The sequence below is a fragment of the Parapedobacter lycopersici genome (assembly GCF_024643285.1).
GTDB classification, from domain to species: Bacteria; Bacteroidota; Bacteroidia; order Sphingobacteriales; family Sphingobacteriaceae; genus Parapedobacter; species Parapedobacter lycopersici.
The window spans coordinates 28,152-49,329 of sequence record NZ_JAMSLW010000007.1 but is presented as its reverse complement, the minus strand read 5'-3'; the positions used below and the strand labels follow the sequence as shown (position 1 = coordinate 49,329).

The following is a 21,178-nucleotide window of genomic DNA, read 5'->3' as shown; positions in this document are numbered from 1 at the left end:
GGCTTCAGCACCGTTAAACGGTAAATTATACTGATGAAACCTGCATGAATTGCTATTCACAACTAATGGATTATTCATACAGGCTTCATCGCCGTTAAAAACAATTATTCTGATGAAAAACGTAACTTTGCACCCATGACGAAGGAACAGATACAGGACTTGAGGGATCGGATAACTTCCCTGAGGAGGCATCTTTGACATTGATGCCCGTAAACAAGAAATAGAAAAAGAACAAGCCACCACCTTACAGCCCGATTTCTGGGACGACTCCAAATCCGCGGAAAAGGTACTTCAATCCATCAAAAGCAAAAAAGTATGGACCGAGCACTTCGATGAGGTGGCCGCTGCCGTGGATGACACCGTGGTGATGCATGAATTTTACCAGGCCGGTGATGCCTCGGAAGGCGATCTCCGGGAGCAGTTTGACCTGGCGGTCCGCCAGGTGGATGCGCTGGAATTCAAAAATATGCTGAGCGCTGAGGAAGATCAGCTGGATGCGATTTTACAGATCACGGCTGGTGCAGGAGGTACGGAAAGCTGCGATTGGGCGGGTATGCTGATGCGGATGTACATCATGTGGGGTGAGAGCAATGGTTATAAAGTAACCGAGCAGGATTACCAGGAAGGGGATGTAGCGGGGATCAAAACCGTGACGTTGCAGTTTTCGGGTGATTTTGCCTACGGTTACCTGAAAGGTGAAAACGGGGTGCACCGGCTCGTCCGGATTTCACCCTTTGATTCCAACGCCAAGCGGCACACATCATTTGCTTCGGTGTATGTATATCCACTGGTTGACGACAACATCGAAATTGAAGTGAAAGATGCCGATATCGAGTGGGATACGTTCCGTTCGGGCGGTGCAGGCGGGCAGAATGTCAATAAGGTAGAGACCGCGGTGCGGTTACACCACAAACCCACGGGCATCATTATTAAGAACCAGGAATCGCGCTCCCAGCTTCAGAATAAGGAAAATGCCATGCGGCTGCTCAAGTCACAGCTCTATGAGATCGAGATGCGCAAGCGCCAGGAAGCAACTGCGGCCATTGAGGGCAGCAAGAAGAAGATTGAATGGGGCTCGCAGATCCGGAACTATGTGCTCCATCCATATAAGCTGGTAAAGGACCTGCGCACCAATGTGGAAACTTCGAATACCCAGGCAGTACTGGACGGTGAGATTGATGAATTCCTGAAAGCGTATCTGATGGAGTTTGGCGGGAAGGCTTAAAAGCTGTTCTTCCACATCATGCTCTCCACGGGTCGTGTCGTTTTATTGTTGTATTTGGCGTTGCCTTTGCTGTTATAAAACGTTTCGATATCACCTTCAACGACGAAATAGATCAACTGCCCGATCGGCATGCCAGCGTATACGCGCACCGGCTGGGCAACGGAGATTTCCAGCGTCCAGGTATTGCAGAAGCCTACATCGCCTTTCCCTGCTGTTGCATGGATATCGATGCCGAGGCGCCCTGTACTGGATTTCCCTTCGAGGAAAGGGACGTGGCGGTGTGTTTCGGTGTACTCGAGGGTTACGCCCAGGTAAAGGGCATTGGGTTCCAATACATAGCCGGATTTCGGTATCTCGAAATGTATAATTTCATTATGTGACTTGGCGTCAAGCACACGGTCTTTGTAGGTCGCAAGGTATTTGCCCAGGTGCACGTCATAGGAGTTCGTGCCCAGGCACTCCCGCCGGAATGGTTCGATGATAATGGTGCCGCGATCAATTTCTTCTAAGATGCGTTTGTCAGATAGGATCATGCTTGAAATTTACATTTAGGGCGTTAACCGACTTATACGGGGATTCCGCTGTGGTCAAAAATACGTTAATGTGTTGTATTTTATGTGATCTTTCTTTATTTATTGCCGACATCATCGGCGGCAATAGGGTTATGCCGGCCATGGCGACAGCCGGTTGATGGAGGCGGTATACCTGCCACGCGATTATATTGCATATAAAAGCGAATTTAGCTAAGTTTGGAATTCATGGCACTAGCATATTTGCGCGAATTAGAGAACGGGGTCCGTTTTGCGATCTGGCGGATCGAAGAAACGGCTGAAGACCTGATTGGCCGGCTGCAGCTCGATGAGCAGGAGCGGGAGACCCTGAACAGACTGAACAAGGGGAAGCGTACGCTGCACTGGCTGGCGACGCGTGTGCTGTTGCGCGAAATGCTGAATACACCCGGTTACATCAGCTGCCCTTCGGACGCGAATGGAAAGCCTTACCTGGCCAATTTCCCACAACGGATTTCGCTTACACATTCCTTTGACTACGCTGCGGTAATGATGAGCGACAACGGGGAGGTGGGGATCGACCTGGAATTGGTAAAGACGAAAATCCTCCGGATTGCCGACAAGTTCATGAAACCAGCGGAACTGGAGGGCATAGCCGGACAGCAGCGGATTGAACAGCTTTACGCCTGTTGGTGCGCCAAGGAGGCGGTATACAAGCTGCAGGGCAACAAGGGGGTGTCGTTTAAGGATAACATGACTATCCTTCCTTTTGAATTCCAGGACCAGGGGGTGCTGTTTCTCGACCTGGATGCACCCAATCGCAAGACACGGTTTAAAGTATATTATGAAAAATTCCAGGAATACATGCTTGGCTACGTCATGGAGGGGAATTGATCAGCGCTTAGGCTGTACGGCCCCGATAAGTTGCGTAAGGCTGTTCGCCACCTGATCTTGATCCGCCATGCGGAGCGTGCCTGAAATAAGCAGCTCACCAGTGCCCGCAGCGGCAGTATCGGTTAATCTTCCGGAAACTTCAAGATCGTTCAAGGCTGCAGCATATGCAGCGGGTATGGCTGCTGCCTGCTGATCAGTCAGCCGCCGGAAATTCATCCGCAGGTAAAATACATCGGACGAGCGGCCCGGCAGGGGCGAATCTAACGGTGCACTGCCCGTATACAGTTGAAGGGCGGTATCGCCGAGCGGGCGGATGTTTACTTCATATAGCGGGAAAACGGAGCGGTTAAGCTGCTGGGCGCCGGGGTCGATGATTCCCTGCCGGATCAAGTAGTCGCGCGGTCCGCCATGGGCGGTATTTACAGCCGCCACCAGCTCCGGTATGGTATTTTCGACCACTGTCACCTGCTCTTCCAGTTCAAAATCATCGTTATAACCATATGTAATAGCTGTATCCCGCTGTGTAGTACTACCCCGCCATTCCAATGCCAATCCGCCCCGGTAATAACGCAGTAAACTGTCGCCGTGAAGGGTATGTGTTCCAATACGGTACGTTTGGCCCTCCAGTATCCGGTCGAGCCCCGTATTCAACCAAAGACTGAGGGCATTGTCGGCGGAAAAATCCGGACGGGCTAACGAACGGTCCGCCTGCGGAGTGACAGGCAGCTTCCCTGAGAGCCGGATGAGCCCCTTTTCAAAATCCAATCCCAGCAGACCCCATTTGCCGAGCCAGGTAACATGTGTACGCTGTTGGCGCAACTGGTAAAAATCACTTTGATTAATGGGTGCCATATTTTCCCCGGACAGCAGCTGATGCAGCCGGGCCGATAACCGGGCCGTATCGGCTTTATTTCCTGTCGGTGAAAGTGCAAATGCGGCACGTCCAGCGTGATACCCCAACGTGAAGCGCCCCATATGGAAAAAGGTAACGCCGTTTTGCCGGATGCCGGTCCTGCCCGTCTCCGGTTGCAGTGCCCGGAACAGCGCCACGGAATCACTGACCTGGACAACGCCGAAATAATGGGTGGCTGGGAATTCCGGCAGCGTATAAATAAAAAAATTAGCCGGTGTTTCGATGCCCAGGCGCCATGGAGTGAGTGACCTCGTTGTATCTGCCCGGCCGGAAAGAGAAGATGTTTTCCATCCGCTGTCGCGGATAAGCTGCCATACCAGCCGGTCTACACTGATTTGGATCACCGAGCCGGCGTCTTTCGGTATCGGGGTGCGATAGGAAGCCCACTGGCGGTACGTGAGGTACCCCCATCCGGCGGCAACTGTCAGGGCGATGATCCCAATGCCGATTATGAGCGCGCGTTTCATCGTGCCGGGCCGTTTAGCCAAGGAGTTCCCTTACCTGCTGCGAGGCGTCGGCGTTTTTTACTTTCTTAATGATGTGCGTGATGGTGCCTTGCTCGTCGATCAGGAATGTCGTGCGGGCTGTTCCCATGTATTTGATGCCGAACATATTTTTTTCTACCCAGACCCCATAGTCGCTTACGATTTTTTGTTCCTCATCAGCCACCAGGTTAAAGGGGAGGTTGTATTTGCGGATGAACTTTTGGTGCGATTGCTCGCTATCGGTGCTGACGCCGATTACTTCAAACCCCTCCGCCTGCAGCGACTCGTAATTGTCGCGGAAATTGCAGGCCTCGGTTGTGCACCCAGGGGTGTTGTCTTTCGGGTAAAAATAAAGGATGACCCGCTTGCCCTTAAAATCGCTGAGGGACAGGGTATCGCCGTGCTGGTTTTTTGCCGTGAATCCGGGGGCTTTGTCGCCTACTTTTAATGCTGCCATAACAAATTTTGATTTATTGCGGGTACTACCGCAGGAAATTTACTTCGTATACCTGTTTGTTGTCCTTCCAGTCGACCACTTCCAAACGGAAATGGTGTTTGCCCTTGGAGAGACCGGGCTCAAACACGTGCCACAGCACACCGGCCTTCGGATCGTATTCCATCAGTACCCATTGGTCGTCAAGGTACCCATTGAACTGCTGGATGCCCGACAGGTCGTCGCCGATCAGGAGGTTCATACGCGAAAGGGTCGCCATATTTTTCCCTTCGCTGATGTTCTGCGGGCGGATCGTCGGAGCAATGGTATCTACCCCGACATAGAAGCTTCCGAAACTGTATGCGGTGGTGCGTACCCAGCCGTCTTCATAACGTCCGCCCTGCGAATTGCCACGGCTGTCTACAATAAGCGCCTTACCATAGAGGTGCACAGGCAGCGTTTCGTCGGGTTTGATGGCAAGTTGGTAACCGCGGTGGACCGGGATCATCCGGTTATGCACATGCTGCATCAGGGAGTAGCCTTTGGCTGGTTTCGTGCCCTGTGCATAGCTGAAATGCAGCTGGTCGTACAGGCTGTTTTCCGGGACCGTGATCTGGAGGTGGTCGGATGTGTAGCGGTTTTCCTTATCGTAGTTGAATATGACCGTCCCCGGTGTGCGTTTCCGCTCGGGCTGATAGGCGGTATTATGCTGTACGCTGAAGCCCAAGGTGCTGGTATTCCCCCGGACATCGCGTACACGGTACATCAATTGGTGCACTTCGTTATCCGTTAGGACCAGGACACCATCGTTGACGAGCTGTTTATAAATCTCAAGTGGGTTGTTGGGGTCGACAAAGCTCTTTTGTATGCGGGTCCTTTTCAGTATGTAGTAGGGGTAATCGATATGGGAGTTGAGCGCGCGGGAATCGGTGAAGCCAAAGCGCTCGAATACGGCGTGGTAGATGGGCTTGCCGTCGAGTAACAGTTCAATTGAATATACACCGTTGGAAAAAGGAGAGCCATTATGTTTATCGGAAGTTACGATACCAATTCCCGTCCGTCCATTGATGGGAATTACGGTATTTTGCGCCAGCGCATACTGCCCGCTGTTGCCTGCGCTTACCTGCAGGTGCCTGCGCGGCGTATGTTCGCTGAAGGACTCATCACCCAGATCATAAACCGTAATGCCCTGAATTGCCGGGGGGATGTTATCCGGAAATTCAAGCCCGAATAATTGCGGGTTGATGGGCTCTTCCGACTCCGTATCCCGGATTTCGAGATGCAGGTGCGGTCCCTGGGAACTGCCTGAATTACCTGTCTGGCCGATGATATCGCCTTTTTTTACCGGAATGATTTTCGGTTCAAGCCGGACATCCACGTCAAAGCGCTGTTCGCGGTATTGCTGTTCGCGGACTGCCGCCGCAATGCGTTCATTGAACACATGCATGTGCATGTATACGCTTGTATAGCCGTTCGGGTGGGTAATGTATAACGCATTTCCCCCGCCCCCAAGCTGTACCCGCGCACGCGAGATATATCCGTCGCCAATGGCGTGGAGCGGGTGTCCGATCCGTTGCTGCGTACGGTAGTCTGACCCCCCATGGAAATGATTGCTCCGGAGCTCTGCAAACGTACCCGATGCCTGCGGGGGGAGGTCCAATGGCTGCCGGAAGTAGTCCCGGGGATACGAGCGGCTCTGGCTGACAGGTCCCTGGGCATGAGCCGGGCCCACAGCAACGATTAATAGCGTAAAAAGTTGGATAAACCGCATAACTGTTATTTCACATGAAGATGAAGCATCCGTTGCTCACCGATAAAGCCTTCCAGGTAGTCGCCCACCGCAACAGGTCCCACGCCGGCCGGCGTGCCGGTAAAAATCAGGTCGCCCTTTCGCAGTGTAATATATTGCGAGACAAAAACCAGGATATCCTCAAACGAGAAAATGAGGTCCTTCGTGTTGCCTTGCTGTACTACTTCTCCATTTTTGGTCAGCCTGAAATCAATGGCATACGGATCATCGAATGTATCCTTGGGCAACAGCGGGCTCACGGGCGCCGACCCATCAAATGCCTTAGCCAGTTCCCAGGGCAGTGACTTTTCCTTATGCTGCTGCTGGATGTCGCGGGCGGTGAAATCGATTCCTAAGCCAATAGTATCGTAATATGTATGTGCAAATTTACGGCTGATGTGTTTGCCCTCTTTGCAGATGCCCAGCACGATCTCGATCTCGTGGTGGATGTTTTGCGAGAAATCAGGGTAATAGAAATCGCGGTTTTTTAACAACGCTGTATCGGGCTTTAAAAAAATCACCGGTTTTTCAGGAACCGGATTGTTGAGTTCATGGGCGTGTTCGGTATAATTTCTGCCGATGGCAATGATCTTCATGGGCAACGCGATAGTTCCTGACAAACTTAGATAAACTTGCCTTCATGTACAAGTTTATGTAAACGTTGGCAGACTGGACCAGCCACCAGCTGTCATGAGAGAACAGCGTTTGGGGGGCAATCCAGGTGCGCGCTAGGTTTATACACGCCTGTGCTTTGACCTGTGCGGAAAGCGCCCGGGGTATGCGGATTTCCATGGACGTATAAAACAGGTCGTGTGGATGAAAAAGATGAGAAATAATATTAAAATAATACGATTAATGGTAATATTGCCACGTCCGTAGCGCGGTGCACGGAACAGGAGGGAGGGCACTGTATGGCCACTATTTTAATGTTAAGGAGATATCGAATTGAAAGCAGTCTTATTTGATCTGGACGGTACCATCATTGATTCCGAATGGTTTTATTACAAGGGCTGGAAGGCGGTGCTGGAGGAATACGGCATCGCACTGGATAGCCACACCTGGCTTACCTCCTTTGCGGGAAAAACCGAGCGCCAGGCTTTTGTCGTATTGCAGGAGCAGTTTGGTTTTAACGAGGACGCCGAAACCTTTTTTGAACGGAAGAAAACCCGGATTGCACAGCAATATACGGAAGAGGACGTTTCATTGATGCCGGGCGTGACGGAATTGATCACTTACTTGCATGAGCTGGGCATCACGATGGCGGTAGTTACATCCAGCCTCCGGCCTGTTACGGAATTTAACCTGACGAAGCATGGACTGATCAATTACTTTGAAACCCTGGTTACCCGTTCCGATGTCACCTATCCGAAACCATCACCCGAACCATACGAACTTTGTGTGAATCGGCTTGGTATCGACAAATCGGATTGCCTTGTGCTGGAAGACTCGGTGACGGGTGTGACGGCAGCAGCGGCGGCGGGGTTGACCTGTTTCGGTGTGCAGAGTCATGAAGAGATCCGCAGGGACCTGTCGGTCGACCGGCTGTTTGTTGATCTGCATGAAGTGCTTGAGTTTTTAAAAAATGGCCAGCCATTCGTTAAATAGCGTTGTCAATCGGTTCAATTAATTTACTATATTAGCGAAGGTTATAAACTATTCCTATTCATTAGGTTATTTGTGCTAAAACAATTTATGTAAATTGAAACCCAGTGACGCCATAGTGCCGCCGCCGGGCCATCAAAACGAGTTGACATGGAAAAAAACAAGAATCAATCCGGAAAATCCCGGAGAGACTTTATTAAAACGGGGACTGCCGCTGCCGCCGGATTTATGATCGTGCCCCGTTATGTACTGGGTGGAGCGGGGTATGTGCCGCCCAGCGATAAACTGGTTATTGCCGGTATCGGTGTTGGCGGGAAGGGGGAGTCAGACCTGAGAAATTTCCATGACAGCGGAAAGGCAACGATTGCTTACCTGTGCGATGTGGACGACCGCCGGGCGGCCGGTTCCGTAAAACGGTTCCCCAATGCGAAATACTATAAGGATTTCCGGGAGATGCTGGACAAGGAGCACAAACATATTGATGCCGTGTCTGTGTCAACGCCCGACCATAACCACGCGATCCATGCACTTCCGGCCATGCAGCTGGGCAAACATGTGTATGTACAGAAACCGCTGACCCATGATATTTTTGAGGCAAGGGCGCTCACTGCCGCAGCCAAGAAATATAAGGTGGTTACCCAGATGGGTAACCAGGGTGCTTCGGGCGACGGCGTGCGTATTATGCGGGAATGGTTTGACGCCGGCCTATTGGGAGATGTCCATACGATTTATACCTGGACCGACAGGCCCGTGTGGCCCCAGGGAATTCAGTGGCCGGCAAAACGGGCAGAGGTACCGGCCGAACTCGATTGGGATCGTTGGCTGGGCACGGCTCCCTATAAAGATTACGTGGATAAATTAGTGCCTTTTAATTGGCGTGGCTGGTGGGACTATGGTACCGGAGCCCTTGGTGATATGGGCTGCCACATAATGGAGGCACCGTTTAGCATATTGGGTCTGCAGTACGTGAAAGACGTACAGGCCAGCGTGGGAACGGTTTATGTAGATGAATTCAAGCGAGGCTATTTTCCTGAGAGCTGCCCACCCTCGAGCTATGCGGTACTCACCTTCCCCAAAACAGCGAAAACCAAAGGCGATGTGACCATTCACTGGATGGATGGCGGTATACAGCCTCAACGGCCTGAAGAACTGGGCGCAAACGAAGTGTTTGGCGATGGTGGCAATGGCATCCTCTTTATTGGCACAAAAGGCAAAATGATGGCGGGGTGCTATGCGGAAAATCCCCGGCTGCTGCCTACCTCATTGACGGAGCAGCACCGGTTGCCGGTGAAGTACGAACGGGTGCCGGGGAGTGCAGAGGGTCACTATGCGCAGTGGGTGGAAGCCTGTATTGCCGGGTATGGAAATAAAACCGTAAGTGCGCCGTTTGAAATTAGCGGCCCGCTCACGGAGGCACTGCTAATGGCAAATCTGGCTATCAGGGGATCGGACGTGCGTATCGACAACCGTTATCCCGGCAGGAACCTGAAACTCCTTTGGGATAATAATAACATGAGAGTAACCAACTTTGACGAGGTCAACCGGTTTGTGAAGCGGGAGTATCGGAAAGGCTGGGAGTTGCCAGCCGTATAAAGCGGAAAGACAGGCGCATATTCATCGGACAGGATACCCATTGGGTATCCTGTTTTTTTTGCCTGCAGTTATGTGGCTTCTTCAATTAAATAAGAATTATTTAGACTTATTATAAACAACTAATTATATTTGTCCCCAATGAAGAGGCCGCACAGGTGCGAACTGTGCGGCCGGTTCCGCTGATTAAGCGGGTGCTTTTAAATACGGTTAGCATTTAAAGCCATGCAAAATAAAAAAATTTTGCTTACGGGGGTAGCTTCTGCCCTTGAAATTACACCTGTGTGCCTTTATCCCGATATGCTGCTGCATATCGGGGGCAACCTCCATCGCGCATTTTATCGTTTAATCTTAATACTTCAATCATCATGAAAACCATTTATGTAATGCTTATTTGGGCAGGCAGCCTATGCACTGCCCTTCAGGTTCAGGCACATGCCCTGTGGATAGAAACCAGTTCAACCGGCCAACGCGGTGCAGCGCACGAAGTACGGATCTATTATGGGGAGCCTGCAGCGGCTACACCGGATAAAACGACGGCATGGTGGTCGGACGTGGGCACCTTTGTGCTACAGCTCCACCTTCCGGATGGCAGCAGCCGGACACTGACCGCCACACCAGAGGCAGATTACTACATTGCTACATTTACACCGGAAACGGGTGGCGCTTACACGTTGAGCATCGCGAAACCGGTAGCGGAAACCTTTGAGGGGCATAAGTACCAGTTTAATGGTACCGCAGTGGTAACGGTGGGTAATACGTTGGATGTTGCAGAGGGTGTGATGGCGGACTTCCGCGTATTTACTGATCCATCAGGCGAGCCGCAGGTAAATTTACCAGTGGACGTACATGCCCGACTGGATGGTAAACCAGTTGAGGAACTGGAGGTTACTGTATTTTCGCCAAACGGTTGGAGCAAAACATTCCAGACAGATGGTAATGGTTCTTTTTCCTTTGTCCCGGACCGTAAGGGAACTTATCTTGTGGAGGCGCTGCACAGTGCCGAGGTAACAGGTGACGGTTTTGAACATCTTCACCGCATATCCACTTACCATATGTTCATCGATTAACGCCGATTGAAACCATGAAAATAACAACGCAGTTTATCGGCTTATTTTTTCTGCTTTTCTTTGCCTGCTTTAACTCCGGCCATGCCCAGGATGGCAGGCAGACCGTGATTACGGGCCATGTGAAAACGTCCAACGGTCTTCCTGCTGGGCATGTATCGGTTTCCGTAGCAGGAGCCCGCATAGGTACCCAAACCGATGATGACGGATATTACCGTTTTGAATTAAATCAAATAGGTTCGCTAACGCTGGAAGTGAGTGCGCTGGGCATGGGCAAACAGTCAAGGGACATTGTTGTCCAAGCGGCTAATCATTATGTGCACGATTTCATCATTAACATAACCAGCGAACAACTGGAAGAAGTGCTGATCAGTAAAGATCGCGGAAACTACAATATGTTAACACCTTCGCCAACCCTGCGCCTGGATGAACCCCTGCTTGAAATACCTCAGAATATACAGATCGTATCCAATAAAACACTGGCCGATCAGCAAGTGATCAGCATGAGCGATGGCCTGATCCGGAATGTGAGTGGTGCTGTGCGGTTGGAACACTGGGGGAATTTATACACGAATATTAGTATGAGGGGTACCCAGATACAGGCTTTCCGCAACGGATTTAATGTGGTGGCATCGTACTGGGGGCCATTGACGGAAGATATGAGTTTTGTGGACCATATTGAGTTTATTAAGGGGCCGGCCGGCTTTATGCTAGCCAATGGGGAGCCTTCCGGATCCTATAACGTGGTAACTAAAAAGCCCACTGGGGAAACCCGGGGAGAGGCGACGCTCACCATTGGCGAATACGATCTGTACCGGGCAGCAATGGACCTGGATGGCCGGATCGGTAAAAGTGGCAAACTGCTTTACCGTTTCAATGCGTCGGCCCAGACAAAAGGCTCACATCGCCCCAATGAGTTTGACAACCGGTACGTGGCGGCACCCGTAATTTCTTATCAGGTGGACGACAAAACCAAGATAACCGCAGAGTATACCCTGCAGTATGCGAACATGTCGGATGTGGGTTCCTATTATGTGTTCGGCCCGACTCCCGGTGGGTATGCGAGCCTACCCCGCAACTTTTCGATGGTACCTGCAGGATTGGAGCCCACCAACATTACGGATCAGACCTTCCTGGTGAATCTCACGCATGATATTGATACGAATTGGCGGATAACCGCCCAGGGCTACTATCTTTTATACGACCAGGTGGGGTCTTCCCTGTGGCCTGAAAATGAAATGACGAATGACGGAAAGATTATCCGTGGTGTCGATATCTGGGACGCATTCAGCGAAATGAGCCTCGGACAGGTATTTGCCAATGGGAAGCTGACAACCGGAAAGGTAAGTCACCGGATTCTGGTGGGTATTGATGTCGGGAAAAAGAACTATATGGCCGATTGGGCGCAAAGCCATGCGCTGGATACTGCAAATGGTGGGGAGTTTGATGTCTATAATCCCAATTTGGGCGTGCCGGCAAATGGCTACCCTGTTTTTGACCGGACAACCAGTCTGGAAGCACGGGCGGTATTGGCCGGTGGTACGATGACCCAACAGTACAAAGGTATTTATATACAGGATGAGCTCGGCTTTTGGGACAACCGGATCCGGCTTACCCTTGCCGGGCGTTATACATCGGTCAGCCAAAGTGCCTGGGGCACGGCGCCTGATAAGGCCAGCCATTTTACACCACGCGTTGGACTGAGCTGGAGTGTCGATAAGCATACCGCCGTTTATGCGCTGTATGATCAGGCCTTTGTACCCCAATCGGGTAGGATATTTGGCCAAGGCAAAGTAAAGCCGATTACCGGTAACAATCAGGAGTTAGGCGTTAAGCGCGATTGGGCGGAAGGAGCTTGGAATACATCACTGTCGGTGTACCGCATCCTGCGGGAAAATGAGCTGACACCTGATCCGAACCGGCCGCCTGCCGAAGGGTACAGTATTGTGTTGGGACAAAAAGTTGCACGGGGAATTGAAGTGGATGTGCATGGCCGCCTGGCACCTGGCCTTGATCTGGTCGCTAATTATGCGTACACCAATGCTGAAGTAACCCAAGTGGCTGAAGGAGTGGTAGACTACGCAGTGGGCGATGATTTATTCGGATACGCAGCCAATACGGCCAACGCTTGGTTAACGTACCGGATTCAGCGGGGTGTGCTCAAAAATGTGGGGGCTGCAGCCGGCTTTACCCGGTTGTGGGACCGCAAGACGGATAACTGGGACGAAAGTGACGTGCGACTACCTGATTATTTCAAGCTAGACGCCGGATTGTTCTGGGAAAATGATCAGCTCCGGATTACTGCCAATATGTTTAATGTATTGGATGAATACCTATACACGGGTTCTTATTATTCCTGGAATAATGCATTTTACTGGCAGTCGGAAACACCTCGTAATTTGAGGCTCAGTATAGGGTATAAATTTTAACAAAATAAAAGGGGGCTTTTTTCTAAGCCCCCTTTTATTTTTGCGCTTATACAGCAATAGAAGTGTCTACAACAAAATCATCATCCCTCAGGTGGACGATTTCGGTGGCTTTTTCGTAATTGGTTGATTTCTTGGAAAAGAAATCGTGCTGGGTTGTTTCTACGCTAAGGCCGTTCAGTACGATCGGGTTTACCCGCTTGACTTCAAAGGTAGGTTCGAACCCGAGGTTCATCAGCGCTTTGTTGGCGTTGTAACGGACATACTCTTTTACCTCTGCGGTAAGCCCGACTTCGGTATAGATTTCTTCGGTATATTTCAGCTCATTCTCATATAGGTCGTTGAGCAACTCCAGCAGCTTTTCTTTTGATTTCTCCGGATTGGGTAACTTCTTGTAAACGTCCTGGGCCAGCAAGCCCACAAATACCCCGTGGATAGACTCGTCGGCAATAATTTTTTTGATGATATCTGCGCTGGCGACCATGTGTCCCTGGCCACACAGCCATAGCGGGATAAAAAAGCCGCTGTAGAATAAAAACGACTCCAGAAGAACGGAAGCGGAAAGGCCCATAAACAGGTCTTCTTTGCTGATATCTGTGTTCTCCAGCTTACGGTAGTGCTTGTCAATGAGCGAAGCTTTGAACTGTAAGTATTTATTCTGTTGTACCCAGTTAAAGATATCCTCAATATCCCGGGAGGTAGCCACGGTAGTAAAAATAGTGGAATACGACTTGGCGTGTATCGCCTCCATCATACACATATAGGCCAATACCGATTTGTTTTGGAGCGAATCGATATGGTCCATGATCTTGGGCATTCCCGTATTGCTCTGCAGCGTGTCCAGGAGCGTAAGGCCGCCCAGGGCTTTCTTATAACATTCCCGCATTTCCGGAGACAGTGCTTTCCAGCTGTCAATATCCTTGGATGGGATATATTCGGTATCGATCCAAAACTGTTTGATATTCTGCTCCCAGAACATGAGCGCATAATCGTTGTCCGGTTCATTCCAGTTGACTGCTTTGTATTGTTTCATATCCACTTGAAATTATAAAGGTGGCCAGCTGATGTTAGATAAGAATACGAAGCCATTCTTGGTGTTCAAGCATGGCTTCGTATTCGATCGGCTGTATTCTTTAATTAACTTATTAACTTAACGCTTTCTTATTGGTTATAGTAATAACAAAATTGGTAACGGCGCCCGCTTATGCCGAGCACGACACGCATTCTTCGATGGTTGATTTACGGGTACGTGTATAATACAACGACTTCAATCCCATCTTATGGCCATAAATATAGTAGCGGGCCAGATCCCGTGTGGTATCCTTCGAATTGGTGTGCAGAATGGTACTGATTCCCTGATCGACGTGCCGCTGGATCACTGAAACTAACCGCAGTACTTTCATCTGGTCCATGTCGTATGCCGACTTGTAGTAGAAGTAATTCTCATTGGTGAGATACGGCATGGGGTAATATGTCGTACTGTCGCCATACTCCCGGACTTCGATCGTATCCACGATGGGCATCACGGAGGCCGTAGCATTCATGATGTAGGAAGTGGATTGGTTGGGCGCAATAGCGATGCGGTACGCATGGTATATTCCGTGTTCCTGTACCTGCTGTTTTAACACTTTCCAGTCTTCCTTGGTAGGGATGGCCACGCCGTCAAACAGTTCGCTACCCTTAATCGTGGTCGGGAAGTAATCCCGGGTAATGTACTTATCGAAATAGCTGCCGTCGGCATAAGCCGATTTTTCGAATCCCTGGAAGGTGCTTTTCCGTTCGCGGGCAATCTCCATGGAAGCCTGCAGGGAGTAGAAGTTCATCATCATGAAGAACACGTTGGCAAAATCCAGCGCCTCTTCGCTTTCGTACATGACGAAGTTTTTGGCGAGGTAACCATGTAGGTTCATGGCGCCTAAACCCACGCTATGCAATTCACGGTTTGCTTTCTGGATGGACGGCACCATAGCAATATCCGTAACATCCGTTACCATCGTGAGAGCACGCATGGCTGTCTTTACCGCTTGCTCAATGCGTTTGTTTTCCATGACAGTAGCAATATTGAGCGAGCCCAGGTTGCAGGAAATACCATAACGGATTGTATCCTGCTGGCCGTAAATATTGATGTCTGAAACTTCAGATACCTGCATAATCTCCGTACAGAGGTTGGAAAATTTTACGTGTCCGATGCCATTCAATGCGTGTTGCCGGTTGGCATTTTCCTTGAAGAAGATATACGGGTAACCGCTCTCTTTTTGTGTCTGGGCAATTTTAACCAACAGGTGACGGGCATTGACCTTTTTCTTCTTGATTTTGGAATTGGTAATCAGTTCATCATACATCTCATCCATATCCAGTTCATCCAGGTACTTGCCGTATTCCTGCATAACCGTGTGCGGGTAAATGAGGTAGCAGGGTTCATCTTTCGACGCCAGCTCCATAAATTTATCCGGAATAATAACACCAATAGAGAGGGATTTGATGCGGACTTTTTCATCCACATTGATTTTTTTACAGTCCAGGAACTCCTCAATGTCCGAATGGAAGATATTCAGGTATACGGCACCGGCGCCGGGGCGCTGCCCGAGCTGATTGGCATAAGAGAACGTATCTTCAAGGATTTTCATGATGGGCAACACACCGCCGGCACGTCCTTCCACACCTTTGATGGCTTCACCGCGGCCCCGGATTTTGGAAATATTGAAAGATACACCGCCGCCAATGGACGATAGTTTCATGGCAGAGTCCACAGCATAGCCAATGCCATTGAGGTTATCTCCGATTTCATCGAGGAAGCAGGACACCAGTTCTCCCGAACGTTTTTTTCCGGCATTAAGGAACGTAGGGGTAGCCGGCTGATATTCCTGGTTAATGAGTAATTCGGCATATTGCAGTGCGTGGTCAATCCCTTCATGGCGGGCAAGGAACAGCGAAACTGCCGCCACGCGATCTTCGTAACGCTCAAGGAATTTTTCGCCGGAGTCATCGCGCAGGGCGTAGCTCTGGAAAAACTTGAATGCACTCATGAACGAGGGGAAGCGGAATTTTTTGCCAGCGATGTACTGGTATACCCGCTCCATTTCCTCAAAGGTAAACCACTCGTAGAAATTGATGTAATAGTTGTTTTCAATGAGGTAGTCTATTTTTTCTTTGAGCGTGTAAAAGAAAACTGTGTTCTTATTTACATATTCCAAAAAATAGGCGCGTACAGCTTCCTTATCCTTATGCAGGCTAAACTCGTCATCATGTTTGACCATGATTTCATTATTGAGCAAAATCCAGCTCTTTGCTACCTCGTTTGTTACCATAATATTTTGTTGCTATAATGTCAATAAACTGTTTTACATCCTCCATGGTTCCCGATAGCTCAAACTTGAAAGCCAGGGGTAAACCATATTCCGCAGCGATCCGGTCGCCGGCCAGGCCGAAATTCTGGCCCCAGTTGCGGTTTCCGCTTGAGGATACGGAATGCAGGCATGCCTGTGCCTGCTGTAGAAAATGCCGGGTTGTTTCCGGAATTTCGCCGAAGCGTGTGGTAAATGTCACCAGATGACCCGCATGTTCGGCCATCATCCCCGGTTGTATTTTCTTTACGTGCCAGCCCGTCAACGCTGCCACCTTTTGGATGAAACGCTCTACGTTACCCGTTTTACTGTCGTAATAAATCCATTCCATGCCCATCCGGTTCTTTAGTATTCATCTTCCTGCTAAACTTTCACGATCGGGCAGATTATTCGGCTGCCAATGCTGACAGTTCTTCTGGTTTAAATCCGATGATGCGTTGCGTTTCCTGACCCTGGGACAGCACAATGACCGTCGGTACGGTACGGACCTTATATTGGATGGCTAATTCCGGCTTGTCAAATGGATTGACTTTTTCGTAGTTGATGCCTTTGCGGTCGAGGTATTCCGACACCTGGTTGCAGGGGGCACAATCGTTTTTTTCGAATTTAATAATCCTTGTCATAGCGGTAAAAATTTAATGTTCAATACCTTCCGGACTTCAGCAAATTTTAATGGGTTCTGCTGGGTGATGTGGATAAATCCGGCAGCCTCAAACAAAGATCAACTATTTAAATTGCTGATGGTAGCAATTGTTATCAACAGATGTTGAATTATTAACAATGTGGAAAAACGGCATAGGGGGTAGCTGTATTAACCATTTTATTGTCAGCGTGTTGAGTGCTGTGTCTTGCGGGTTTGCTTGAAAAATGTGAATAAGAATCTCCTGATTTCGGTATGCTTATTGATACCTTATTCTTCTTATCATTTCCCCGGTTACACAACCCGTTTGTACGGTGTGTTGATGGGCCATCAAATCAAATATTCAAATAAGGTTTGATCGCTATTTACCTCTTTGAAATCGAACCGGTGTTGGCGCATGCGCTGTACCAGCGCGGCATAGTCGGTAGCATTCCGAAGCTCAATTCCCACCAACGCCGGACCTCTTTCACGTTGTGTTTTTTTGATGAACTCGAAACGTGTAATGTCATCGTGTGGGCCCAGTACTTCGTTGACGAAAAGCTTAAGTGCTCCCGGCCGTTGGGGGAAACGCACAATGAAATAATGCTTAAGGCCTTCATACAGCAGTGAAAGCTCCTTGATCTCGCTCATCCGATCGATATCATTATTGCCTCCGCTTACAATACACACTACATTCCGGCCCTTGATCTCTTCTTTATAAAAATCCAGCGCAGCTACGGAAAGTGCGCCCGCCGGTTCGGCTACAATGGCATCCTTGTTATACAGCTCCAGAATGGTGCTGCATATTTTACCTTCGGGGATCAGCCGTAGATCATCGAGCAGGTCGCTGCAAAAGCGATATGTCAGCTTGCCCACGCGCTTTACAGCGGCACCGTCGACAAAGCGATTAATATCGGCGAGGGTTATTGGCCCGCCATGCTCCAGCGCCGCTTTCATGGAAGGAGCCCCTTCGGGTTCTACGCCGAACAGTTTAATGTCCGGTATGGAATGCCGCAGGTAATAACCCGTGCCAGAGGCCAGGCCGCCCCCACCAATAGGCATAATTACGACGGCCGTGTCCGGGAGATCCTGCAGGATTTCCAAGCCCACTGTGCCCTGTCCTTCGATAATGGCGGAGTCGTCAAAAGGGGGAATGAAAGCCATGCGCTGCTCCGTGGAATAGGCTATTGCGGCTTCCTGGCAGTCGTCAAATGTGTCGCCATGCAAAACGATATCGATATGCCCTTCGCCGAACATGACGGTCTGGTCGATCTTCTGTTTGGGTGTAGGCCCCGGCATAAAGATGACCCCTTTGATGCCCAGTTTTTTACAGGAATAAGCAACACCTTGTGCATGATTGCCGGCGCTGGCACAGACCACGCCTTTTTCCCGCTCTGACGCGGAAAGATTGCTTATTTTGTTAAATGCACCCCGTAACTTGTAAGAACGTACCACCTGCAAATCCTCACGCTTCAGGTAAATAGCCGCTTGGTATTTCTCCGACAGCCGCTGGCTGTATTGCAGCGGCGTGTGATTAACCACGCCTTTTAACTGTTCGTAAGCGGCCGTGATCGCCTGTTTCATTGACGGGGTGCTCATAAAGCCGGTTTACGTAACAATCAGGTTGGGCTGTCCGATATTCGTGGCCAGCCAATCGCCCACCTCACTGGTTTTATAAGCTTTATTTTTGCCAGCCAGGTCTTCAGTTACGATACCCTCCGCAAGTGACTTATTGACAACCGCCCGGATGAGTTCAGCCTCCTCTTTCAGGCCAAACGCATCTTCAAACATCATGGCTGCCGAGAGCACGGTTGCCAGCGGGTTGGCGATGTCTTTTCCTGCCGCTTGTGGGTATGAGCCGTGTATGGGTTCAAAGAGCGAAGTGTGGACGCCAATGGAGGAAGAGGGCATCAGGCCCATTGATCCCGAAATCACCGAAGCCTCGTCGGTCAGAATGTCTCCAAATAAGTTCTCTGTGATCAGCACATCGTAAGCACTTGGCCATTGTACCAATCGCATCGCTACCGCATCCACAAATTCATAACTTACCGCTACTTCCGGGTAATCCTTTTCCATATCCTGTACTGTTTCGCGCCACAGACGGGAGCTTTCCAATACATTGGCCTTATCCACACAGCACAATTTTTTCCGCCGGTTCATTGCCATCTCGAATCCAAGTTTGGCCAGGCGTTGCACTTCTTCGCGGGTGTAGGTACAGGTATCGAACGCCGTGTCGCCATTATCTTTCCGGCCGCGTTCACCAAAATAGATACCACCCGTCAGTTCGCGCAGAATCACCAGATCCGTACCTTCGATGCGCTCCCTTTTCAGGGGCGAATTATCAATGAGGGACGGGAAGGTGAATGTAGGACGGACGTTGGCAAACAGCCCCAGCTTTTTGCGCATTTTCAGCAATCCCTGTTCCGGGCGCACCGGCGCCTTGGGATCGTTATCGTAACGTGGGTGGCCAATGGCGCCGAATAATACGGCATCTGCAGCCATACAAACGGCATGTGTTTCGTCCGGATACGGTTCACCGACAGCATCGATTGCTGCAGCGCCCGTTAACCCAAATGTCCAATTGACCTCATGCCCGAATTTTGCCGCGACGGCATCTACGACTTTTACAGCTTGTCCTATAACTTCGGGGCCGATACCATCGCCCGGCAATAGCGCTATGTTCAGTTTCATAATATATTATACAGTCAAAAAATTAAAGATCAAAAATTAAACGGGTGTGGTTTCCAGTTGTTTCACGTTCAGTACAATGTTCAGCATTTTCTGTGTGGCTTTAATTGCACTGACCGTCTGGTCGGAATCCAGCCCCCGCGTCGTGAATGTTTTATGCTTGGCTGCCCAGGTGATGGTGGTTTCGCACAACGCATCTGAGCGACTTCCGGGCGCAATGCGCACGTTATAATCCACCAGGTCCGGCAGGCGGGTGTTGTTTTTGCCATAAGCCATTGTCAGGGCATTCATAAAGGCATCGAACTGGCCATCCCCCTGTGCATGCTCTTCGAACAATTGGCCATTTATCCGTATGGCAATGGTAGCCGAGGGGCGGAGTCCCTTCGAATGTGTCAGCACATAGGATTCGATCAGCAGTTGTTCTTCATGTACTTTGGTTGTCAGTACGTCGGAAATGATATAGGGGAGGTCCTCCATGGTCACGTTCTCTTTCTTGTCGCCAAGCTCAATGACCCGCTGGGTAACTTTCTTCAGGTCTTCCTCGTTCAGTTTAAGGCCAAGTTCCTGGAGGTTTTTTTCAATATTCGCCTTCCCTGATGTCTTTCCAAGTGCATACTTGCGTTTCCTGCCAAACCGTTCGGGAAGCAGGTCGTTAAAGTAGAGGTTCTTTTTATTATCGCCGTCTGCATGTATCCCGGCCGTTTGCGTGAATACATTATCGCCCACAATAGGCTTATTAGCCGGTATGCGTACGCCGGAGAAGTTTTCGACCAGCTTGCTGACCGTATAGATTGCAGATTCCCTGATGCCGATTGTTGCAGCCGGCAAAAAATCATTGATAACTGCCACTGCGCTTGCCAGCGGGGCATTACCGGCCCGCTCACCCATGCCATTGACAGTCAGGTGCAGGCCGTTGACACCCGCTTTTACCGCCTCTAATACATTTGCAGTACCCAGGTCGTAATCGTTGTGCGCGTGGAAATCAAAATGGACGTCCGGAAAACGTGTCCGCAGGGTAGCGATGTAGTCAAATGTCTCCGTGGGGGTAAGTACCCCGAGCGTGTCGGGCAACATGATCCGGTTAACCGGCTGCTGCGATAAAAAGTCAAGATACTGCAGGACATAGTCACTGGAGTGCCGCATGCCGTTACTCCAGTCTTCCAGGTACACATTAGTCGCAATGCCCTTTTCCAGGCCTTTTGCGATGACTGCGGCAATTTCGCTGAAATGCTGTTCCGGAGTTTTCCGCAACTGATGCGTCAGGTGATTCAAAGATCCTTTGGTCAGCAGGTTCTGCACTTTCACCCCCGCCTGTTCCAGCCATGCAATGGACACGCCGTTGTCAACAAAAGAAAGCACTTCAATCCGATCGATATAGCCCTGGTCGGTAGCCCAGTCCGTAATGGACCTTACCGCATCAAACTCACCCTGGGAAACGCGGGCAGAGGCAACCTCTACCCGGTCTACCTGCAGTTCTTCGAGCAGTAATTTTACGATGGTCAGCTTCTCGGAAACCGAAAACGACACCCCCGACGTTTGTTCTCCGTCGCGCAGTGTCGTATCCATGATTTCTATGCTTCTGCTTTCCATATCG

The 21,178-nt window shown here is 50.2% G+C and carries 18 protein-coding genes; 6 read left to right on the top strand and 12 right to left on the bottom strand.

Annotated elements, in window-relative coordinates:
* The first annotated feature begins 135 nt into the window (after window positions 1-135).
* Window positions 136-1,225, top strand: a protein-coding gene (gene prfB / locus NEV57_RS14495) for a peptide chain release factor 2 (RefSeq protein ID WP_257659062.1) whose coding sequence is annotated in 2 segments (ribosomal slippage) — window positions 136-195 and window positions 197-1,225 — 1,089 coding nt in all. Because the reading frame shifts where the segments join, the coding sequence is not laid out codon by codon here.
* Here the strand turns inward: prfB and dcd are convergent.
* Entirely contained in the window at window positions 1,222-1,758 is a 537-nt protein-coding gene (dcd, locus tag NEV57_RS14490; protein WP_257659061.1) for a dCTP deaminase, read from the bottom strand. The two genes, prfB and dcd, sit on opposite strands and share 4 nt — an antisense overlap.
* Before the next feature lie 225 nt (window positions 1,759-1,983).
* On the opposite strand from dcd, the gene NEV57_RS14485 reads away from it, so the two are divergent.
* Window positions 1,984-2,628, top strand: coding sequence for a 4'-phosphopantetheinyl transferase family protein (locus NEV57_RS14485; RefSeq protein WP_257659060.1), 645 nt, complete (start codon window positions 1,984-1,986; stop codon window positions 2,626-2,628).
* Here the strand turns inward: NEV57_RS14485 and NEV57_RS14480 are convergent, their stop codons facing one another.
* Genes NEV57_RS14480 through NEV57_RS14465 form a run of 4 tightly spaced genes read right to left on the bottom strand, consistent with a single transcriptional unit; the run spans window position 2,629 to window position 6,844 of the window.
* Window positions 2,629-4,008, bottom strand: coding sequence for a hypothetical protein (locus NEV57_RS14480; RefSeq protein WP_257659059.1), 1,380 nt, complete (start codon window positions 4,006-4,008; stop codon window positions 2,629-2,631).
* 13 nt (window positions 4,009-4,021) lie between these two features.
* The gene (gene bcp / locus NEV57_RS14475) at window positions 4,022-4,483 is read right to left on the bottom strand and encodes a thioredoxin-dependent thiol peroxidase (protein ID WP_257659058.1); all 462 of its coding nucleotides are present in this window, start codon (window positions 4,481-4,483) and stop codon (window positions 4,022-4,024) included.
* 25 nt (window positions 4,484-4,508) lie between these two features.
* The gene (locus NEV57_RS14470) at window positions 4,509-6,230 is read right to left on the bottom strand and encodes a M23 family metallopeptidase (RefSeq protein ID WP_257659057.1); all 1,722 of its coding nucleotides are present in this window, start codon (window positions 6,228-6,230) and stop codon (window positions 4,509-4,511) included.
* A gap of 5 nt (window positions 6,231-6,235) precedes the next feature.
* Window positions 6,236-6,844 (bottom strand): fumarylacetoacetate hydrolase family protein, encoded by a 609-nt coding sequence (locus NEV57_RS14465; protein WP_257659056.1) that lies wholly within the window; start codon window positions 6,842-6,844, stop codon window positions 6,236-6,238.
* Between the two features lie 349 nt (window positions 6,845-7,193).
* Here NEV57_RS14465 and NEV57_RS14460 point away from each other — a divergent pair, with 349 nt between their 5' ends.
* From NEV57_RS14460 to NEV57_RS14445, 4 genes are all read left to right on the top strand, one after another.
* Window positions 7,194-7,853, top strand: coding sequence for an HAD family hydrolase (locus NEV57_RS14460; protein WP_257659055.1), 660 nt, complete (start codon window positions 7,194-7,196; stop codon window positions 7,851-7,853).
* A gap of 147 nt (window positions 7,854-8,000) precedes the next feature.
* On the top strand, window positions 8,001-9,443 hold the full coding sequence (locus tag NEV57_RS14455) for a Gfo/Idh/MocA family protein (protein ID WP_257659054.1): 1,443 nt from the start codon (window positions 8,001-8,003) through the stop codon (window positions 9,441-9,443).
* A gap of 365 nt (window positions 9,444-9,808) precedes the next feature.
* Window positions 9,809-10,510 carry a DUF4198 domain-containing protein gene (locus tag NEV57_RS14450; RefSeq protein WP_257659053.1) on the top strand — a complete coding sequence of 234 codons (702 nt, stop codon included), beginning with the start codon at window positions 9,809-9,811 and terminating at the stop codon, window positions 10,508-10,510.
* 14 nt (window positions 10,511-10,524) lie between these two features.
* Entirely contained in the window at window positions 10,525-12,936 is a 2,412-nt protein-coding gene (locus NEV57_RS14445; RefSeq protein ID WP_257659052.1) for a TonB-dependent siderophore receptor, read from the top strand.
* 46 nt (window positions 12,937-12,982) lie between these two features.
* On the opposite strand, the gene nrdF is transcribed toward NEV57_RS14445, so the two are convergent.
* The 7 genes from nrdF to NEV57_RS14410 form a co-directional block, all read right to left on the bottom strand.
* The gene (nrdF, locus tag NEV57_RS14440; RefSeq protein WP_257659051.1) at window positions 12,983-13,966 is read right to left on the bottom strand and encodes a class 1b ribonucleoside-diphosphate reductase subunit beta; all 984 of its coding nucleotides are present in this window, start codon (window positions 13,964-13,966) and stop codon (window positions 12,983-12,985) included.
* Between the two features lie 169 nt (window positions 13,967-14,135).
* Window positions 14,136-16,241, bottom strand: coding sequence for a class 1b ribonucleoside-diphosphate reductase subunit alpha (gene nrdE, locus NEV57_RS14435; RefSeq protein ID WP_257659050.1), 2,106 nt, complete (start codon window positions 16,239-16,241; stop codon window positions 14,136-14,138).
* Entirely contained in the window at window positions 16,198-16,608 is a 411-nt protein-coding gene (nrdI, locus tag NEV57_RS14430) for a class Ib ribonucleoside-diphosphate reductase assembly flavoprotein NrdI (protein WP_257659049.1), read from the bottom strand. The genes nrdE and nrdI overlap by 44 nt, the downstream gene beginning before the upstream one ends.
* 55 nt (window positions 16,609-16,663) lie before the next feature.
* Window positions 16,664-16,900, bottom strand: coding sequence for a glutaredoxin family protein (locus NEV57_RS14425; RefSeq protein WP_257659048.1), 237 nt, complete (start codon window positions 16,898-16,900; stop codon window positions 16,664-16,666).
* A gap of 347 nt (window positions 16,901-17,247) precedes the next feature.
* Entirely contained in the window at window positions 17,248-18,495 is a 1,248-nt protein-coding gene (gene ilvA, locus NEV57_RS14420) for a threonine ammonia-lyase IlvA (RefSeq protein ID WP_257659047.1), read from the bottom strand.
* 9 nt (window positions 18,496-18,504) lie between these two features.
* Window positions 18,505-19,587, bottom strand: coding sequence for a 3-isopropylmalate dehydrogenase (gene leuB / locus NEV57_RS14415; protein ID WP_257659046.1), 1,083 nt, complete (start codon window positions 19,585-19,587; stop codon window positions 18,505-18,507).
* A gap of 36 nt (window positions 19,588-19,623) precedes the next feature.
* Complete coding sequence (locus NEV57_RS14410; RefSeq protein ID WP_257659045.1) at window positions 19,624-21,174, bottom strand: hydroxymethylglutaryl-CoA lyase-like TIM-barrel protein; 1,551 nt, start codon at window positions 21,172-21,174, stop codon at window positions 19,624-19,626.
* Window positions 21,175-21,178: the final 4 nt, after the last annotated feature.

Excerpts from the sequence above, each read along its gene's own strand:
- dcd (WP_257659061.1), bottom strand. The coding sequence starts at position 1,758 with ATGATCCTATCTGACAAACGCATCTTAGAAGAAATTGATCGCGGCACC.
- NEV57_RS14485 (WP_257659060.1), top strand. The coding sequence starts at position 1,984 with ATGGCACTAGCATATTTGCGCGAATTAGAGAACGGGGTCCGTTTTGCG.
- NEV57_RS14480 (WP_257659059.1), bottom strand. The coding sequence starts at position 4,008 with ATGAAACGCGCGCTCATAATCGGCATTGGGATCATCGCCCTGACAGTT.
- bcp (WP_257659058.1), bottom strand. The coding sequence starts at position 4,483 with ATGGCAGCATTAAAAGTAGGCGACAAAGCCCCCGGATTCACGGCAAAA.
- NEV57_RS14470 (WP_257659057.1), bottom strand. The coding sequence starts at position 6,230 with ATGCGGTTTATCCAACTTTTTACGCTATTAATCGTTGCTGTGGGCCCG.
- NEV57_RS14465 (WP_257659056.1), bottom strand. The coding sequence starts at position 6,844 with ATGAAGATCATTGCCATCGGCAGAAATTATACCGAACACGCCCATGAA.
- NEV57_RS14455 (WP_257659054.1), top strand. The coding sequence starts at position 8,001 with ATGGAAAAAAACAAGAATCAATCCGGAAAATCCCGGAGAGACTTTATT.
- NEV57_RS14450 (WP_257659053.1), top strand. The coding sequence starts at position 9,809 with ATGAAAACCATTTATGTAATGCTTATTTGGGCAGGCAGCCTATGCACT.
- NEV57_RS14445 (WP_257659052.1), top strand. The coding sequence starts at position 10,525 with ATGAAAATAACAACGCAGTTTATCGGCTTATTTTTTCTGCTTTTCTTT.
- nrdF (WP_257659051.1), bottom strand. The coding sequence starts at position 13,966 with ATGAAACAATACAAAGCAGTCAACTGGAATGAACCGGACAACGATTAT.
- nrdE (WP_257659050.1), bottom strand. The coding sequence starts at position 16,241 with ATGGTAACAAACGAGGTAGCAAAGAGCTGGATTTTGCTCAATAATGAA.
- nrdI (WP_257659049.1), bottom strand. The coding sequence starts at position 16,608 with ATGGAATGGATTTATTACGACAGTAAAACGGGTAACGTAGAGCGTTTC.
- NEV57_RS14425 (WP_257659048.1), bottom strand. The coding sequence starts at position 16,900 with ATGACAAGGATTATTAAATTCGAAAAAAACGATTGTGCCCCCTGCAAC.
- ilvA (WP_257659047.1), bottom strand. The coding sequence starts at position 18,495 with ATGAGCACCCCGTCAATGAAACAGGCGATCACGGCCGCTTACGAACAG.
- leuB (WP_257659046.1), bottom strand. The coding sequence starts at position 19,587 with ATGAAACTGAACATAGCGCTATTGCCGGGCGATGGTATCGGCCCCGAA.
- NEV57_RS14410 (WP_257659045.1), bottom strand. The coding sequence starts at position 21,174 with ATGGAAAGCAGAAGCATAGAAATCATGGATACGACACTGCGCGACGGA.